An 18122-nucleotide genomic window follows, 5' to 3' on the forward strand; every position below is an offset into this window, starting at 1 on the left:
CAGAGGATGGCCGAGCTGACCATCTCGACGGAGGAGATCCGCGGCGCCCTGGAGCGCTACGTCTCCTCCTACAAGTCCGGCGTGTCCCGCGAGGAGGTCGGCACCGTCGCTGACGCCGGCGACGGCATCGCCCACGTCGAGGGCCTGCCCTCGACCATGACCAACGAGCTGCTCGAGTTCGAAGACGGCACGATCGGTGTGGCGCTGAACCTCGACGTCCGGGAGATCGGTGTCGTCGTCCTCGGCGACTTCGCCGGCATCGAGGAGGGGCAGCGCGTCAAGCGCACCGGCCGGGTGCTCTCGGCTCCGGTCGGCGACGCCTTCCTCGGCCGCGTGGTCAACGCGCTCGGCGAGCCGATCGACGGCCTCGGCGACATCCCGAACGAGGGCTACCGGGAGCTGGAGCTCCAGGCCCCGAACGTGATGTCCCGGAAGTCGGTCGACGAGCCGCTGCAGACCGGCATCAAGGCCATCGACGCGATGACGCCGATCGGCCGGGGTCAGCGCCAGCTGATCATCGGTGACCGGAAGACCGGTAAGACCACCGTCGCCCTGGACACCATCCTCAACCAGCGGGACAACTGGCGTTCCGGCGACCCGAAGAAGCAGGTCCGCTGCATCTACGTCGCCGTCGGCCAGAAGGCCTCCACGATCGCCTCGATCAAGGGCGTGCTGGAGGAGGCGGGCGCGATGGAGTACACCACCATCGTGGCCTCCCCGGCGTCCGACCCGGCCGGCTTCAAGTACCTCGCCCCGTACACCGGCTCGTCGATCGGGCAGCACTGGATGTACGGCGGCAAGCACGTCCTCATCGTCTTCGACGACCTGAGCAAGCAGGCCGAGGCGTACCGGGCCGTGTCGCTGCTGCTGCGTCGCCCGCCGGGCCGCGAGGCGTACCCGGGTGACGTCTTCTACCTGCACTCCCGGCTCTTGGAGCGCTGCGCGAAGCTCTCCGACGAGATGGGCGGGGGCTCGATGACCGGTCTGCCGATCATCGAGACCAAGGCGAACGACATCTCGGCGTTCATCCCGACCAACGTCATCTCCATCACCGACGGCCAGATCTTCCTGGAGACCGACCTGTTCAACCAGGGCGTCCGGCCGGCGATCAACGTCGGTACCTCGGTCTCCCGGGTTGGCGGCGCCGCGCAGGTGAAGCCGATGAAGAAGGTTTCTGGTTCGCTGCGGCTGAACTTGGCTCAGTACCGTGAGCTGGAGGCGTTCGCCGCCTTCGCCTCGGACCTGGACAAGGCCTCCCGGGCCCAGCTGGAGCGGGGTGCCCGCCTGGTCGAGCTGCTCAAGCAGTCGAACTACTCGCCCTTCCCGGTGCAGGATCAGGTCGTCTCGGTCTGGGCCGGTGTCGAGGGCAAGCTGGACGACATCCCGGTCGGCGAGATCCGTCGCTTCGAGTCCGAGTTCCTGCAGTATCTGCGGCACAAGCACGAGGGGATCCTCACGCAGATCGCGGGCGGCACCTGGGGCGACGACGTCATCGCCTCCCTGGACGCGGCGATCAGCGACTTCAAGAAGCTCTTCCTGGGCAAGGAGGACGAGCGGCGGATCAACGAGCCGGCCGCCGAGCCGCTCGCCGGCGAGGAGGACCGGGAGACGGTTACCCGGTTCCAGGACGAGCCGACCGACCGTCCGGCTGGAAGCTGACCGATGGCCGCCCAGGTACGCGTACTCCGCCAACGCATCCGCGCGGCGAAGTCGATGAAGAAGATCACCAAGGCGATGGAGCTCGTCGCGACGAGCCGGATCGCCAAGGCCCAGGAGCAGGTGGCGGCCTCCCTGCCCTACTCCCGGGCCATCACCGAGGTGCTCACGGCGCTGGCGTCCAACACGCGGATCAACCACCCGCTACTCACTCCCCGGGAGCGGGTACGGCGGGCTGGTGTGCTGCTGGTCACCAGTGACCGGGGTCTGGCCGGCGGCTACAGCTCCAACGCCATCAAGACGGCGGAGTCGCTGCTCGCCCGGCTGCGCGCCGACGGCAAGGAGCCTTCGCTCTACGTCATCGGTCGCAAGGGTGTGCAGTACTACCGGTTCCGCAACCGGCCGATCACGGCGTGCTGGACCGGCTTCTCGGAGCAGCCGACCTTCGCCGACGCCCGTGAGGTGGGTGAGTCGCTGATCAAGGCGTTCACCGCCGGTGTGGACGACGGCGACGGGGATCCGGGGCCGGACGGGGTCTTCGGTGTGGACGAGCTACACATCGTCTCCACCGAGTTCAAGTCCCTGATGACCCAGGTGCCGGTCGCGAGGATCCTCGGGCCGATGGAGATCGAGGACCGGCCCCGCTCCGAAGGTGCGCTGCCGGCTTACGAATTCGAGCCGGAGGCGGAGGTGCTTCTCGACGCGCTGCTGCCGAAGTACATCAACACCCGGATCTACGCGGCGTTGGTCGAGTCGGCGGCGAGCGAGTCGGCGTCGCGGCGGCGGGCGATGAAGAGCGCCACCGACAATGCCGAAGAGATGATCGAGAAGTACACGCGCGAGATGAACTCGGCCCGCCAGGCCGGGATCACCCAGGAGATCAGCGAGATCGTCGGCGGCGCGAACGCGCTGGCCGCGTCGGGAAGTGAAGTGTGATGACTGTTTCCGCTACTGCTGATGGGCCGGCCGGCACCAACGCGGCCACCGGTCGCGTGGTCCGGGTCATCGGCCCGGTCGTCGACGCCGAGTTCCCGCGCGACGCGATGCCGGACCTGTTCAACGCCATGCATGTTGACGTGACCCTCTCCGGCGGCGAGAAGACGCTGACCCTGGAGGTCGCCCAGCACCTGGGGGACAACCTGGTCCGCGCCATCTCCATGCAGCCGACCGACGGTCTGGTCCGCGGGGTTGAGGTGCGGGACACCGGTTCGCCGATCACGGTGCCCGTGGGTGACACGGTCAAGGGCCACGTGTTCAACGCGATCGGGGAGTGCCTCAACCTGGAGCCGGGTGAGACGCTGAGTCCGGACGACCACTGGCAGATCCACCGCAAGGCCCCGGCCTTCGCGGACCTGGAGCCGAAGACGGAGATGCTGGAGACCGGCATCAAGGTCATCGACCTGCTCGCCCCGTACGTCAAGGGCGGCAAGATCGGTCTGTTCGGTGGCGCCGGCGTGGGTAAGACGGTGCTGATCCAGGAGATGATCACTCGCGTTGCCCGGAACTTCGGTGGTACCTCGGTCTTCGCCGGGGTGGGTGAGCGTACCCGTGAGGGTAACGACCTGATCGCCGAGATGACCGAGTCCGGCGTGATCGACAAGACCGCGCTGGTCTACGGCCAGATGGACGAGCCGCCGGGCACCCGGCTCCGGGTCGCCCTCTCCGCGCTGACCATGGCGGAGTACTTCCGGGATGTGCAGAAGCAGGAGGTGTTGCTCTTCATCGACAACATCTTCCGGTTCACCCAGGCCGGTTCTGAGGTCTCCACGCTGCTCGGCCGGATGCCGAGCGCGGTGGGCTACCAGCCGACGCTCGCCGACGAGATGGGCGAGCTCCAGGAGCGGATCACCTCGGTCCGGGGGCAGGCGATCACCTCGCTGCAGGCGATCTACGTGCCCGCGGACGACTACACCGACCCGGCGCCGGCCACCACCTTCGCCCACCTGGACGCGACCACCAACCTGGAGCGTTCGATCTCCGACAAGGGCATCTACCCGGCGGTAGACCCGCTGGCGTCCTCGTCCCGGATCCTCGCCCCGGAGTTCGTCGGCCAGGAGCACTTCACGGTGGCCACCGAGGTGAAGCGGATCCTGCAGCGTTACAAGGACCTGCAGGACATCATTGCGATCCTGGGTATTGAGGAGCTTTCCGAGGAGGACAAGCTCACGGTCGGCCGGGCGCGTCGGATCGAGCGCTTCCTGTCGCAGAACACCTACGCCGCTGAGCAGTTCACGGGCATGAAGGGCTCGACGGTCCCGATCAAGGAGACCATCGACGCGTTCAAGAAGATCAGTGAGGGTGAGTACGACCACTTCCCCGAGCAGGCCTTCTTCATGTGCGGCGGCCTGGACGACCTGGAGCGTAAGGCTAAGGAGCTGATGGCGGAGGGCTGAGCCCCAGCTGCGGCTACGCCGCAGGTCGCGCGAGTAGCGATGAAAGGCCGCCCTGGTGCACGCCGGGGCGGCCTTTCCGTGCATCTGTCGCCGCCATTCTGGTCGTGGACCCCGTTTCACCGGCCAGTGATCTTGATGAGTGGCGAGGTACCGTTTCACGCGCGTCGCGCTGACTGTGTGCGCATTCGTGCAATCATTCGCTGACGTACGCCCGTCCCTGTTAGACGTTGACGAACGGAGATGATCGTGGGTAAGGCCGGCAAAGGCGGCAAGAAGAAGCCGTCGGTGTGGGCGGGCGTGCCGCGGTGGGCCCAGGTCTGCACCGTCTTCGGCGCCGTCTTGATGTTCTTCAGCGGCGTGTCCCTGGTCGGGGTCGAGGCGCTGTTGGCCCGGTACGAGGGTGCGGTGGGCAAGGCGGACCTGTTCGGGGACCAGGCGGCGGGAGCCAATGAACGCACGAGCGACATCAAGGGCCCGCTCAACATCCTCCTCGTCGGCGTTGACCCCCGGAAAGAGGAGCAGCTACCGCTGGCTGACTCGATCATGGTGCTACACGTGCCGGAGGGGCTTGACCAGGCATACCTCTTCTCGATGCCCCGGGATCTCTACGTTCAGATCCCCGCTTTCGACAAGGCCGGATTCCGTGGTGGTACGGACAAGCTCAACGCGGCGATGTCCTACGGCAGCCGGGTGCAGGGGGAGAACCCCAGCACGGCGCAGGGCTTCGAACTGCTCGCCAAGACGGTCCAGTCGATCACCGGGATCCAGCGGTTCGACGCTGGGGCGATCATCAATTTCGGTGGGTTCATCAAGATTGTGGATGCGATGGGTGGCGTCACGATGGACATCGAGCAGGAGGTGCGCTCGAGGCATCGTCGCCCTGACGGCACGCACCGAGAGCCACGCCCCGGCGGTGGGGGGTACGTCGGTGAGCAGGCGGTCTACCCGGAGGGAGAGCAGCTTCTCGAGGGCTGGCAGGCGCTGGACTACGTCCGTCAGCGCTACCCAGAGAACGGCGTGCCAGACGGTGACTACGGCCGCCAGCGGCACCAGCAGCAGTTTGTCAAGGCAATGGCGAGTCAGGCCCTCAGCGCTGATGTGGTGACCAACCCGATCAAGCTGGACCGGGTGCTTCGGGCCGCCGGTGAGTCACTGGTCTTCAACGGCCGGGGACACAACGTGATTGATTTTGGCCTGGCCTTGAAGGACCTCCGGCCGGGCAACATTCAGATGATCAAGCTGCCGGGTGGTGGCATCATGGATGGCGGGAAATACAAGGGCGAGCGTTTCGAACCGGCCGTTCAGGACTTCTTCCAGGCGCTGCGAGACGAGCAAATCGACGCGTTCATGCTGGAGCATCCGGACTTCCAGAACAAGATCTGATCGCATCGGCACCGAATCCCAACCCGAGTGGCGTACGTCTCGCCACCCGCGTTACCGGCGCCCTGATGGCGAGACTAGAATTTCGGCAACCCGCCGCCGCAGCAAGGAGACAGCGTGGCACAGCAGCTTCACGTCGAGCTCGTAGCCGTCGAAAAGACGGTCTGGTCCGGCGAGGCCGAGATGGTCATGGCCCGGACGACCGAGGGTGAGCTTGGCGTGATGCCAGGGCATGCGCCCCTGCTCGGCCAGCTCTCGGAGTCCGGCCAGGTTCGGATCAAGGTCGCCGGAGGCGAGCAGCTCTCTTACGAGGTGGGCGGCGGTTTCCTCTCCGTGAGCAACAAGGGCGTCACCGTCCTGGCCGAGAGCGCCAGCCCGGTCCCGGCCGCGCAGGGTAGCTGAGCGCCACCCGGCGATGGGGATCGTCGAAGGGATCGCCATCGGCATCGCCGTCGTCATCGGCGCACTTCTGGCTCTCTTTGTCCGGCGCGGGTTGGTAACTCGTAGCGGAGGAATCATCCGGCTCAACGTCCGTACCTCCACGATCCTCGATGGGAGGGGTTGGGCCCCGGGCTTCGGCCGCTTCGTGGGGGACGAGCTCCGCCTCTACCGGATGTTTAGTTTCGCCCTCCGCCCCCGGCGGACGCTCTCCCGTAAGGGCCTCGCGGTGGAACGCCGTCGGTTGCCTGAAGGGCAGGAGCGGTTCTCGATGCCCGCCGACTGGATCATTCTCCGCTGTACCAGCCACCACGCCCCGGTCGAGATTGCTATGGCGCGCTCGACCGTCACCGGGTTTCTCTCTTGGCTTGAGGCCGCTCCTCCGGGGGCGGCCTCGCCGAATCTGACCGCTCAGGACTGGCCAGCGGCCTGAGGCCCCCAGTCGCGGGCCGGTGCAAGGCCCCTCGGTCCAACGGTACGAGGAAGCCTCGACCGGGCAGGGGCTGCTTATCCCCTCGCTGAGCGGTTTCCCCCCGCCGAGCTGCTGCCGCTGGGCGCGGATGGTATCCGGCAGGTCGGGTATGCAGGCCTCGGCGTGGTGCGGCGCGCCGGTTCCTACACCGGCGCGTCGGACGGCTATTCGGTCAGTGCTTGCCGCCGGGTACCCATAGCACATCTCCGGCCGGATTTGCCGTTCTTGACAGGATAAAGAGCAGATCGGAGAGCCGGTTGAGATACTTTGCCGGGAGCATGCTGGTTCGGTCGGGGTCGTGGGTGATCAGGGCCCAAGCCGCACGCTCGGCGCGCCGGGCTACTGTCCGCGCAACATGCAGAAGCGCCGCGCCAGCGGTGCCGCCGGGGAGGGTGAAGGAGTCGAGCTTGCTCAGCCGGGCGTTGTACTCGTCGCACCAGGCCTCAAGGCGCTCGATGTACGCCTCGGTGACCCGCAGCGGCGGGTACTTCGGGTTCGGCTCAACCGGCGTGGCCAGGTCGGCCCCCACGTCGAACAAGTCGTTCTGGATCGATCCGAGTATCGTGCGTAGCTCTTCGTCGAGTTGCCCGAGAGCGAGCGCCACGCCAATCGCCGCGTTGCACTCGTCTACGTCCGCGTACGCGGCGATCCGGGGATCAGTCTTCGGAACCTGCTCGTTGTTGCTCAGCCTGGTCGTGCCGGCATCGCCGGCCTTGGTGTAGATGCGCGTGAGGTGGACGGCCATGACGCACAGCCTACGGACACCGGATCTGACGATCCCGGACCGGCCGGACCCCGCCTGGCTGACCGGCCCGGGCGACGCCGACGGCACAGCGGGTGACGACGTCATTCGGGTGCGTGGTGGCACCCGAATGACCGGCACCGTGCACGTGGTGGGTGCCAAGAACTCGGCCTTGAAGCTCATGGCCGCGGCACTGCTGGCGCCGGGCCGTAGCGTCATCACCAACGTCCCACGGATCACCGACATCGCGATCATGGGAGAGGTGCTGCGTCGGCTTGGCTGTGGGGTTCAGTTCGACGCGGATGATCCGGTGGACCCGATGGTGGCGTACGGCGGGGTTCCCCGCTCCCGGTCAGTCACCATTGATGTGCCGGAGACCCCCGGTATCGACGCGGACTGCGATCTGGTTCGCCGGCTGCGCGCGTCGATCTGCGTACTCGGCCCTCTGCTGGCGCGTCGTGGATCTGTTCGGGTGGCCCATCCGGGGGGCGACGCGATCGGCTCGCGCGGGTTGGACATGCATATCGCCGGACTCACCCGGATGGGCGCCGAGATCTCTGGTGAGCGCGACTGCGTGGTCGCCACGGCCCCGCACGGGCTGCGCGGCACCGAGATCGTGTTGGACTTCCCGAGCGTCGGCGCCACCGAGAACCTGGTGATGGCGGCGGTGCTCGCTCAGGGCACCACGGTCATCGACAACGCCGCCCGGGAACCGGAGATCGTGGATATCTGCACGATGCTCCGGCAGATGGGTGCGCTCATCGAGGGTGCCGGCACCTCGACGTTGACCGTCGTCGGCGTGCCCGGGCTGCATCCGGTGCGGCACGCCACCGTCGGGGATCGGATCGTCGCGGGTACGTGGGCATTCGGCGCGGCGATGACTCGGGGCGACGTGACGGTGACTGGCGCCTCCCCGGCCTTCCTCGACATCGCCTTGGACAAGTTGGTCTCCGCCGGTGCGTTGGTGGAGACGCGGCGAGATGCTTTCCGGATCCGGATGGTGGATCGCCCCCGTGCGGTGGATGTGGTCACCCTGCCCTACCCGGGGTTCGCCACCGACCTGCTACCGATGGCGATCGGGCTGGCGGCGGTCAGCGACGGTGCTTCCCTGATTACCGAGAACATCTTTGACGGCCGGTTCATGTTCGCCAACGAGATGATGCGACTCGGCGCGGACATTCAGACCGACGGCCACCACGCCGTGGTCCGGGGGCGACAGCGGCTCTCTGGGGCGCCGGTGCGGGCAACCGACATCCGCGCCGGAGCAGGTCTCTTGATTGCAGGGCTCTGCGCCGAAGGCGTTACCGAGGTCTCCCAGGTGCACCACGTGGACCGGGGCTACCCGGACTTCGTGGCGGACCTGCGGGCCCTCGGCGTCGAGGTGCAGCGGGGTGGCGCTACCGACGGGGGGATCTCCCTCGGACGGTGAGGACGCCGTAGGCCTTGCGGGTCCTCGGGCGGCCGCCGCCCTGCCCTTAAGCTGCGTTCAGGTCTGCCGGCTAGGGTGCAGGCAGACACCAATCGCAGTGAGGGAGTGAGCAGATGGCGGGTCGACTCGCGGTTGTCGGTGCTGGACTGATGGGCTCGGGAATCGCCCAGGTCGCGGCGCAGGCGGGCTGGCAGGTGACGCTGCGAGACCTGGACGACACGGCCACGAAGCGGGGGTTGGCGGGCATCCAGCGGTCGCTGGAGAAGTTCGCCGAGAAGGGGAAGATCTCGTCGGCCGATGCCGAGGCGGCACTCGGCCGGATCACCCCCACCACCGACCTGGGGGCTGCCGCCGACGCGGACATCGTCGTCGAGGCGGTCTTTGAGAAGCTTGAGCTCAAGCACGAGGTCTTCCGCGCGCTGGACAAGATCTGCAAGGCGGATGCGGTGCTCGCCACCAACACCTCGGCGATCCCGGTCACCCAGATCGCCACCGCCACTGAGCGCCCCGAGTCGGTGGTCGGCACCCACTTCTTCTCCCCGGTGCCGATGATGAAGCTGTGCGAGTTGGTCCGTGGCTACAAGACCAGCGACGCCACCATTGCCTCGGCGAAGGCGTTCGCCGAGGAGATCGGCAAGGCGGTCGTGGTCGTCAACCGAGACACCGCCGGCTTCGTGACCACTCGACTGATCTGCGCGTTGGTGATGGAGGCGGTCAGCCTGGTCGAATCCGGCGTGATCTCCGCCGAGGATCTGGACAACGCCTGCAAGCTGGGCTTCGGCCACGCCATGGGCCCGTTGGCGACGGTGGACCTGACCGGGGTGGATGTGCTGCTCAACGCCACCCGCAACATCTACACCGACACTGCCGACGAGAAGTTCTTCCCCCCGGAGTTGCTTCAGCGGATGGCCACCGCCGGTGACCTGGGCCGCAAGACCGGCCAGGGCTTCTACTCGTACGGCTAGCCTGGCTGAACGGCCGGGAGGGCTCCTTCGAGACCGCCGCTCCGAAGGGGCCCTCCACTACCGCAGGGCTGATCTGGGTCCGCTTCGCTGCCTCAGCCGTCGCGGCGGGTGGTCCAGCGGAAGGTGCCGAGGCAGAGCAGCAGCCCGATCACGCACCAGGCAGCCAGCACCAGGGCGACCCGACCCAGCTCGTACGAGCCACCCGGCTCCTGCCCGGCGAAGGTGTCCGGCAGGAAGACCGAGCGGAGCCCCTGACACATCCACTTCAGTGGGAAGAGCGCGGCCACCTGCTGCATCCAGCTCGGCAACTGGGTGAAGACGAAGAACACCCCGGAGGTGAACTGGAGGATGAGGGCGACCGGGGTAACGACCGCCGAACCGCTGCGGGCCGTCCGCGCCAACGAGGAGATCGCGATGCCGCAGAGCGTGCAGGCGGTGATGCCGAGGACGGAGACCCAGCCGAAGGTTAGCCACTTCGCGGCGGTGCCCGGCAGTTGTAGGTCGAACACGGCCACCGAGACGGCGATCAGCAGCGCAGTTTCGGTGATGCCGACCACCACGACCATGATCACTTTGCCGGCGAAGTACACCCACTTCGGCATCGGCGTGCCGCGGTAGCGCTTGAGCACCCCGCGGTCTCGTTCGATCGGAATCCAGATCCCGAGGTTCTGGAAGCTCACGGTCATCAGGCCGGCGGCGATCATGCCGGTGATGAAGTACTGGGGAAAGCTCACTCCGGGCGCGATCTCGCCGTCGAAGACTGCGGCGAAGATCAGGATCATGATGATCGGGAATCCCATCGTGAACACGACGGACTCCCGGCTGCGCAGGAACTGGGTCAGCTCCAGCCGGCCCTGCCGCAGCGCGAGGGCGAGTGGGCCGGGCTGGTGGCTCGCTTCCCGGGCGGCCGTGGCGGGCTTCAACGTCGTGGTCATCGGTGTCCGATCATCTGCAGGTAGATGTCCTCGAGGGTCGGCCGGGTGACCGTGAGCCCGGGCACCTCGCCGCCGAAGCGCGCGGCCAACTCCGTCACCAACTCCGTGGGCGTCGCGCTCTCCGCGCTCTCGGTAAGCCCCTCCGGCGTACGCCAGGAGACCGTCGCGTGGGCCTGTTGCCGGTTGCCCAGGTGTTCGGGTGCGGCTACCTCGATCAGCCGGCCGCTGGCGATCACCCCCACCCGGTCCGCGAGCGCCTCCGCTTCGTCGAGATAGTGCGTGGTCAGTACGATCGTCGTCCCGGCCGCTGCCAGATCTCGAATCAGCTGCCAGAACTCGCGCCGTGCCTCGGGGTCGAAGCCGGTGGTCGGTTCGTCGAGGAAGAGCAGCTCGGGCCGGCCGATGATGCCGAGCGCCACGTCCAGGCGGCGCTTTTGTCCGCCGGAGAGGGTGTGGGTGCGGGCCCGGGACTTGCCCGCCAGCCCGACCCGGGCGATCACCTTCTCCGGATCGTCGGCGTCGGCGTAGAAGCCGGCGAAGTGGTGGACCACTTCGGAGACGCTGAGCTCGTCGAACTCACCGACGCCCTGAAGGACGATGCCGATCCGGTTGCGCCAGTTTGCGGCGGGGGTCGCCGGGTCGCTGCCGAGCACCGAGACCTCGCCGGCGTCGCGTCGCCGGTAGCCCTCCAAGATTTCTACGGTGGTCGTCTTGCCGGCGCCGTTCGGGCCGAGGAGGGCGAACACCTCGCCCCGGCGAACCTCCAGGTCCACCTCGGCCACGGCCGTGTTCTCCCCGTATGCCTTGCGTAGCCCCCGCGCAACGATCGCGAGCTCGTTCTCCATGTAACAAGTGTGCTGCCTCCGCGCAACCGGTCGAGCTCCGGGGTCTGGTGGTAGCTGTGGAAAATTCCACAGCTCGCAATACCAGTGAGTAACTTAAACTCCCGCCATGGACGAGAAGGCCCCCCCAGGTCGGCTGCCCCAGCGGGACCGTCCGTGGGTGATGCGAACCTACGCCGGGCACAGCTCGGCCGCTGCAACCAACGCCCTCTTTCGCCGTAACCTGGCGAAGGGGCAGACCGGGCTCTCGGTCGCCTTCGACCTGCCCACCCAGACCGGGTACGACCCCGATCACGAGCTGGCTGCCGGTGAGGTCGGCCGGGTGGGTGTGCCGGTGGCCCACCTCGACGACCTGCGGGCTCTCTTCCAGGGCATTCCCCTGGCCGAGATGAATACGTCGATGACCATCAACGCGCCGGCGATGTGGCTGCTCGGCCTCTACAGCACCGTCGCCACGGAGCAGGGGGCGCAACTCGACCGCTGCGCCGGCACGACCCAGAACGACATCATCAAGGAGTACCTGTCCCGCGGGACGTACATCTTCCCACCGGCAGCGTCCCTGCGGCTGACCGCCGACATCATCGCGTACACGCTCGAGGAGATGCCCCGGTGGAATCCGGTCAACGTCTGCTCCTACCACCTCCAGGAGGCCGGCGCCACTCCGGTCCAGGAGGTCGGCTTCGCGCTCGCCACCGCGGTCGCCGTCCTCGATGCCGTCCGTGACTCCGGCCAGGTCCCGGCCGCGCGGATGGGAGATGTGGTCCAGCGGATCAGCTTCTTCGTCAACGCCGGGGTGCGCTTCGTCGAGGAGATCGCCAAGATGCGTGCCTTCGGTACGCTCTGGGACGAGATCACCCGCGATCGGTACGGCGTGGCGAACCCGAAGCAGCGCCGGTTCCGGTACGGCGTCCAGGTCAACTCCCTGGGTCTGACCGAGGCGCAGCCGGAGAACAACATCCAACGCATCGTCCTGGAGATGCTCGGCGTGACCCTCTCCCAGAATGCCCGGGCCCGGGCGGTGCAGCTCCCCGCCTGGAACGAGGCCCTTGGCCTGCCCCGGCCATGGGACCAGCAGTGGTCGCTGCGGATGCAGCAGGTGCTCGCGTACGAGTCGGACCTGCTGGAGTACCCCGACCTGTTCGATGGCTCGCACCTGATGACGGCGCTGGTCGACGACATCGTCTCCGGAGCCCGGGCCGAGCTGGAGAAGGTGCTGGAGATGGGGGGCGTGGTCGCTGCGGTCGAAACCGGCTATCTGAAGAGTGCCCTGGTCGCCTCGCTCGCCGACCGGCGTCGACGAATGGAGGCCGGTACCGATGTGGTGGTCGGCGTCAACCGGTTCACCGAGACCGAGCCCTCCCCACTGACTGCGGCCGGCGCCGAGGCGATCGAACAGGTCGACCCGGCGGTGGAGGCAGCCGCCACGACTGCCGTACGCCACTGGCGGACCAGCCGGGACGCAGCGGCCGTGGACGCCGCGCTCGCCCGGCTCCGCGCGGACGCCGCGTCCACCACGAACCTGATGTCGGCCACGCTCGACTGCGTACGCGCTGGGGTAACCACCGGTGAGTGGGCGGGCACACTGCGGGAGGTCTTCGGGGAGTACCGGGCCCCCACCGGCTTGTCCGGGGCGGTCGGTTCCGGCGGGGGCGGTCCGCTGTCGGCGGTCCAGGCCCGGGTCGCCGCCACCGCCCAGCAACTGGGCAGTGGACGGCTGCGGCTGCTGGTCGGCAAGCCGGGTCTGGACGGGCACTCCAACGGTGCCGAGCAGATCGCGGTCCGGGCCCGCGACGCCGGCTTCGAGGTGGTCTATCAAGGCATTCGGCTGACCGCTGGGCAGATCGTGGCCGCTGCCGTGGAGGAGGACGTGGACCTGGTCGGCCTCTCGGTCCTCTCCGGCTCGCACCTGGCGGCGGTGCCAGCGGTCCTGGCGGGGCTGCGCGCCGCCGGACGGGGTGATTTGCCCGTCGTGGTCGGCGGCATCATTCCGGAGGCGGACACGCAGACCCTGCGGGATGCCGGAGTCGTCCGGGTCTTCACGCCGAAGGATTTCGCGCTCACCGAGGTTGTCAACGAGTTGGTGACCGTGGTTCGCCACGCCAACGGTCTGCCCGACGAGGAGGAACCTTAGCCGGTGCCGGGTCGCGAAAATGGGCACGGGCACTGACGCGCACGGGCCGCCCGCGGCCTGCCGGAGCAGTAGTTCCGTTACCCTCGTCGGGTGCGGTTGGTGATTGCGAAGTGCTCTGTTGACTATGTTGGACGGCTCTCGGCCCACCTGCCGCTAGCCACCCGTCTGGTGATGGTGAAGGCGGACGGGTCGGTGTCGATCCACGCCGACGACCGGGCCTACAAGCCGTTGAACTGGATGAGCCCCCCGTGTCGGTTGGAGGAGGCCCCCGGCGTCTGGCGGGTGGTCAACAAGGCCGGTGAGGAGCTACGGATCACCCTGGAGGAGGTCTTCCAGGACACCGCGTACGAGCTGGGCGTCGATCCGGGCCTGCGTAAGGATGGCGTGGAGGCGCACCTTCAGGAGCTGCTGGCGGCCAGCCCGGAGACGCTGGGTGAGGGTTTCACGCTGGTTCGCCGGGAGTACATGACGGCGATCGGCCCGGTGGATCTGTTGTGCCGGGACGCGGCGCAGGGCGCCGTCGCGGTTGAGGTGAAGCGTCGCGGTGAGATCGATGGTGTGGAGCAGCTCACCCGCTACCTGGAACTACTCAATCGGGACCCACTGCTCGCGCCGGTGCAGGGCGTCTTCGCCGCGCAGGAGATCAAGCCGCAGGCGCGGGTGCTCGCCACCGACCGGGGAATCCGCTGCGTGGTCGTGGACTACGACAAGCTGCGCGGCATCGAACGGGACGAGCTGACCCTGTTTTGAGCCGCCCGCGCCGGGGCAGGGCGCCGCGGAGCGGGTCAGCGGCCGTAGAAGCGCTTGACGATCTTGACCAGTCGGGCGATGTCCGCGTCGGTGCGGTCGAAGGTGGTCGCGGGCAGCAGTGACCGGGCGCGGCGTCGGGTGATGGCCTTGGGGCGGGCGAACTCCCGCAGCCCGTCCGCGCCGTGAATACGCCCGAAACCGGAGTCACCCACGCCGCCGAAGGGCAGGGTGGACATCCCGGCGAAGGTCAGGGCCGAGTTCACCGAGGCCATTCCGGAGCGTAGCCGCTGCGCGACCGCCATCGCCCGACGCCGGCCGAAGACCGAGCCGCCGAGCCCGTATCGCAGCGCGTTGGTTCGGGCGACCGCCTCGTCAACGTCGCGGACCCGGTTGATGGTCAGGGTAGGGCCGAAGGTCTCCTCGCGTACGGCGGCTGAGTCCTCCGGCACGTCCACCAGCACGGTTGGCTGCACGTACGGCGGCTGCACCGCGTCTGCCCCGCCGAGGACCGCCCGGCCACCGCGGGCCAGCGCGTCGTCGATGTGCCGGCGGATCACCTCCAGCTGGCTCGGCATGGTGATCGGACCGATGTCGGTGCCGTCGGCGCCCACAGTGAGTCGTCCGGCCCGCTGGACCACCCGGTCAACGAAGCCGTCGAAGACCCCCTCGACGGCGTAGACCCGCTCGATGCCGATGCAGGTCTGGCCGGCGTTGGTGAGACCGCCCCAGACGGCTGCCGCGGCCGCGGCGTCCAGGTCAGCGTCGGTGTCGACGATCATCGCGTCCTTCCCGCCGGCCTCGATGAGCACGGGGGTCAGGGACTCGGCGCAGGCAGCCATGACCTTTCGAGCAGTCGCTGTGGACCCGGTGAAGGCCAGCTTGTCGACCCCGGATCGGCACAGCGCCGCACCGACGTCACCGAGGCCGTGCACCGCGGAGAAGACCGGCTCCTCGTTGACGACCTCGGCAAAGCTGTCCACCAGCCACTGGCCGACGGCCGGGGTGTACTCGCTGGGCTTGAGGACCACGGCGTTGCCCGCGGCCAGGGCGTAGGCGATGGAGCCGATCGGGGTGAACACGGGGTAGTTCCACGGGCCGATCACGCCGATCACCCCGTACGGCTGGTATTCCAGGTGGGCGGAGAACTCCGCCAGCATCAACCGGGACCGTACCCGGCGGGGACCGAGCACCCGCTTGGCGTTGCGCGCGGCCCAGTCCAGGTGCTCGATGGCGGTGACCACCTCGACGACGGCCTCGGCGACGGGCTTGCCGCCCTCGACGTGGACCAGCTCGGCGAGCTCCTCGATTCGGGATGCCAGCCGGGTCCGCCAGCGCAGCAGCCGTTCCCGTCGAGCGGCGACGCCGAGCCCGGCCCACCACCCGCTGGCGGCGCGGGCCTGGGCGACGGTTGCTTCGACCTCGGCGGGGGACGCGACCGGCAGGCGCCCGGCCTCCGCGCCGGTCGCCGGGTTCGTCGACACGAGTCGACCATCCTCGATCACCGGGGTGCCCGGAACATGTACAGCCGTCATGGCGGAAGTTTAGACCCGGCTTGCTACTCACCGGTAGGGCAGGCGACGTCCGTTTGCGGTGCGCACCGGCCTCGGCGTGCGCCGGCGGTGTCAGCGCGACACCGTGACAAACCCCACGGCATCTCGACAACCTTGCGGCGCATGGCAGACTCGCGCGCATACCTTAGTGGCCATTGAGGCCGGCTGCTTGGAGCTGACCAGGGAGGCTTGGCGTGACGCGCGAGTTCGCCAGTGTGGGTGTGGTGGGTCTGGGCACCATGGGTGCCGGCATCGTTGAAGTTTTCGCCCGAAATGGCATCGACGTCGTCGCAGTCGAGGTGACCGAGGCAGCGCTGGAGCGCGGCCGAGCCACCCTCACCGGGTCGACCGATCGGGCGGTCGCCAAGGGCAAGCTCGCGGCCGCGGACCGGGACGCGCTCCTGGCCCGTGTCAACTGGCAGGTCGGGCTGGCGGCCCTGCACTCGGTCGACCTGGTGATCGAGGCAGTTCCCGAGCACCTCGATCTGAAGCAGCAGATTTTCGCGGAGCTGGATCGGGTCTGCAAGCCTGAGACGGTTCTGGCCACCAACACCTCGTCGCTGTCGGTTACCGAGATCTCGGTGGCCACGACCCGCCCCAACCAGGTCATCGGCATCCACTTCTTCAACCCAGCGCCGATCATGAAGCTGGTGGAGATCGTCCGGACGGTGGTCACCTCGGCCGAGGTTGTTGCCGACGTGGAGGCACTCTGCGCACGGCTGGGCAAGGTCGATGTGACGATCAGCGACCGAGCTGGCTTCATCGCCAACGCCCTCCTCTTCGGCTACCTCAACCATGCCGTCAGCCTGGTCGAGGCGCGGTACGCCAGCCGGGAGGACATCGACGCGGCGATGAAGCTCGGCTGCGGTCTGCCGATGGGCCCGTTGGCGTTGATGGATCTGATCGGCCTGGACACCGCGTACGAGATTCTGGACACGATGTACCGGCGGGGCGGCCGGGACCGGCGACACGCCCCGGTGCCGCTGATCAAGCAGATGGTCACCGCCGGGCTGCTCGGTCGGAAGTCGGGGCGCGGCTTCTACACCTACGAGCGGCCCGGTTCGCCGGTAGTCGTACCGGACGACCAGACACCGGTGAGCGAGGAGTCGACGCTCGAGGCCCGCGCCCGGGGCATCGCGAAGGTCGGTGTGGTCGGTTCCGGGACGATGGCGACCGGCATCATCGAGGTCTTCGCCAAGGCTGGCTACGAGGTGGTCTCGGTGACCCGGGGGGCGGAGAAGTCCGCCAAGCTTTTCGAGGCGGTCAAGACCTCGTTAAACAAGGGCGTGGTGCGGGGCAAGCTGGGCGAGGCCGACCGGGACGCCGCGCTGGGCCGGATCACGTGGTCGGCGACGTTGGAGCACCTCGCCGACGTCGACCTGGTGGTCGAGGCGGTCATCGAGGAGCTGAGTGTCAAAAAGGCGCTCTTCGCCAGCCTCGACGAGATCTGCAAGCCCGGTGTCGTTCTCGCCACCACCACCTCGTCGCTGCCGGTGATCGATGTCGCGATGGCCACCCAGCGTCCGGCGGACGTGGTCGGCCTGCACTTCTTCAACCCGGCACCGGTCATGTCGCTGGTGGAGATCGTCCAGACCATCCGCACGTCGACGGAGACCACTGCCACCGCCAAGGCGGTCTGCGGGGAGCTGGGCAAGACCGGTGTGGTCTGCGGTGACCGCTCCGGCTTCATCGTCAACGCGCTGCTCTTCCCGTACCTCAACGACGCGGTGAAGATGCTGGAGGCGAGCTACTCGACCGCCGACGACATCGACCATGCGATGAAGCTCGGCTGCGGATACCCGATGGGTCCGTTCGAGTTGCTGGACGTGGTCGGCCTCGACGTGTCCCTGGCTATTCAGCGGGAGTTGTACCTGGAACTGCGTGAGCCGGGGTTCGCCCCCGCTCCGCTGCTGGAGCACCTGGTCACCGCCGGCTATCTGGGCCGGAAGGCTGGCCGGGGCTTCCGCGATCACACTCGTCGCTGAGCGGTAGGGCAGGTGCGGGCCGGTCGCGTCGCCGGCCCGCCGACGCCGCACGGCATCGTCCCGCCGTACGCTGGAGGGTGTGAGCCCTCGTCGTAACCGATCCCGCCAGGATGAGAGCGGGCAGCTGGATTCCGCGCGGCTGCGGCAGGGGGCCGAGTCGGTGCAGCGGTGGCGGGACGGCGACTGGCAGGTTCGGTTGATCAGCGGCGGCGCGTCGGTGAAGACCTACCGTTGCCCCGGCTGCGACCAGGAGATCCGACCCGGTGTGGCGCATGTCGTGGCGTGGCCCGCCCAGGGATGGGGGGACCTGACCGACCGCCGGCACTGGCACAGCGGCTGTTGGCGGGCCCGGGACCGGCGGGCACCGATCGTGCAACGGGGCCGCAGCGCACCCCGCCACGGTTGAGACACGACCTCGAGCGCCTTCTTCCCGACCCCGGCCGGGTTGCCGGCC

The 18122-nt window shown here is 68.2% G+C and carries 16 protein-coding genes; 12 read left to right on the top strand and 4 right to left on the bottom strand.

All coding sequences use genetic code 11. The annotated features are described in order from the left end of the window. The first annotated feature begins 6 nt into the window (after positions 1-6). From atpA to B116_RS0105630, 6 genes are all read left to right on the top strand, one after another. Complete coding sequence (atpA, locus tag B116_RS0105605) at positions 7-1659, top strand: F0F1 ATP synthase subunit alpha (protein WP_027659436.1); 1653 nt, start codon at positions 7-9, stop codon at positions 1657-1659. 3 nt (positions 1660-1662) lie between these two features. Then, complete coding sequence (locus B116_RS0105610) at positions 1663-2592, top strand: F0F1 ATP synthase subunit gamma (protein WP_027659437.1); 930 nt, start codon at positions 1663-1665, stop codon at positions 2590-2592. Further along, the gene (gene atpD, locus B116_RS0105615; RefSeq protein WP_018720404.1) at positions 2592-4049 is read left to right on the top strand and encodes a F0F1 ATP synthase subunit beta; all 1458 of its coding nucleotides are present in this window, start codon (positions 2592-2594) and stop codon (positions 4047-4049) included. Before B116_RS0105610 ends, atpD begins: the two co-directional genes overlap by 1 nt. Positions 4050-4289: 240 nt before the next feature. Next, positions 4290-5432, top strand: a complete 1143-nt coding sequence (locus B116_RS0105620; protein WP_018720403.1) for an LCP family protein — start codon at positions 4290-4292, stop codon at positions 5430-5432. A 114-nt stretch (positions 5433-5546) separates the two neighbouring features. After that, positions 5547-5831: a F0F1 ATP synthase subunit epsilon gene (locus tag B116_RS0105625; RefSeq protein ID WP_027659438.1), complete on the top strand. Its 285-nt coding sequence runs from the start codon at positions 5547-5549 to the stop codon at positions 5829-5831. Positions 5832-5844: 13 nt separating this feature from the next. Beyond that, a complete protein-coding gene (locus B116_RS0105630) occupies positions 5845-6300 on the top strand; it encodes a DUF2550 domain-containing protein (protein ID WP_018720401.1) in 456 nt (151 codons plus the stop codon). Positions 6301-6511: 211 nt separating this feature from the next. Here the strand turns inward: B116_RS0105630 and B116_RS0105635 are convergent, their stop codons facing one another. Then, on the bottom strand, positions 6512-7084 hold the full coding sequence (locus B116_RS0105635; RefSeq protein WP_027659439.1) for a cob(I)yrinic acid a,c-diamide adenosyltransferase: 573 nt from the start codon (positions 7082-7084) through the stop codon (positions 6512-6514). On the opposite strand from B116_RS0105635, the gene murA reads away from it, so the two are divergent. Beyond that, the gene (gene murA / locus B116_RS0105640; RefSeq protein WP_018720399.1) at positions 7083-8510 is read left to right on the top strand and encodes a UDP-N-acetylglucosamine 1-carboxyvinyltransferase; all 1428 of its coding nucleotides are present in this window, start codon (positions 7083-7085) and stop codon (positions 8508-8510) included. The two genes, B116_RS0105635 and murA, sit on opposite strands and share 2 nt — an antisense overlap. Positions 8511-8623: 113 nt before the next feature. Continuing rightward, complete coding sequence (locus B116_RS0105645; protein WP_026321383.1) at positions 8624-9475, top strand: 3-hydroxyacyl-CoA dehydrogenase family protein; 852 nt, start codon at positions 8624-8626, stop codon at positions 9473-9475. Positions 9476-9567: 92 nt separating this feature from the next. Here B116_RS0105645 and B116_RS0105650 read toward each other — a convergent pair whose 3' ends face one another. Together B116_RS0105650 and B116_RS0105655 are read right to left on the bottom strand one after the other, a co-directional pair. Then, positions 9568-10410 (bottom strand): ABC transporter permease, encoded by an 843-nt coding sequence (locus B116_RS0105650; protein WP_018720397.1) that lies wholly within the window; start codon positions 10408-10410, stop codon positions 9568-9570. Then, positions 10407-11255: an ABC transporter ATP-binding protein gene (locus B116_RS0105655; protein ID WP_018720396.1), complete on the bottom strand. Its 849-nt coding sequence runs from the start codon at positions 11253-11255 to the stop codon at positions 10407-10409. Before B116_RS0105655 ends, B116_RS0105650 begins: the two co-directional genes overlap by 4 nt. A 106-nt stretch (positions 11256-11361) precedes the next feature. On the opposite strand from B116_RS0105655, the gene B116_RS0105660 reads away from it, so the two are divergent. Further along, positions 11362-13383 carry a protein meaA gene (locus B116_RS0105660; RefSeq protein ID WP_027659440.1) on the top strand — a complete coding sequence of 674 codons (2022 nt, stop codon included), beginning with the start codon at positions 11362-11364 and terminating at the stop codon, positions 13381-13383. Positions 13384-13473: 90 nt separating this feature from the next. Beyond that, positions 13474-14133, top strand: a complete 660-nt coding sequence (gene nucS / locus B116_RS0105665) for an endonuclease NucS (RefSeq protein ID WP_018720394.1) — start codon at positions 13474-13476, stop codon at positions 14131-14133. Positions 14134-14168: 35 nt separating this feature from the next. Here nucS and B116_RS0105670 read toward each other — a convergent pair whose 3' ends face one another. Further along, positions 14169-15665 (bottom strand): aldehyde dehydrogenase family protein, encoded by a 1497-nt coding sequence (locus B116_RS0105670; RefSeq protein WP_018720393.1) that lies wholly within the window; start codon positions 15663-15665, stop codon positions 14169-14171. Between the two features lie 212 nt (positions 15666-15877). On the opposite strand from B116_RS0105670, the gene B116_RS0105675 reads away from it, so the two are divergent. Continuing rightward, positions 15878-17668: a 3-hydroxyacyl-CoA dehydrogenase family protein gene (locus B116_RS0105675; RefSeq protein WP_018720392.1), complete on the top strand. Its 1791-nt coding sequence runs from the start codon at positions 15878-15880 to the stop codon at positions 17666-17668. A gap of 79 nt (positions 17669-17747) precedes the next feature. Further along, positions 17748-18074, top strand: a complete 327-nt coding sequence (locus B116_RS0105680; RefSeq protein ID WP_018720391.1) for a hypothetical protein — start codon at positions 17748-17750, stop codon at positions 18072-18074. Positions 18075-18122: the final 48 nt, after the last annotated feature.

It is taken from the genome of Salinispora fenicalii, from assembly GCF_000514815.1.
Classification (GTDB): Bacteria; Actinomycetota; Actinomycetes; order Mycobacteriales; family Micromonosporaceae; genus Micromonospora; species Micromonospora fenicalii.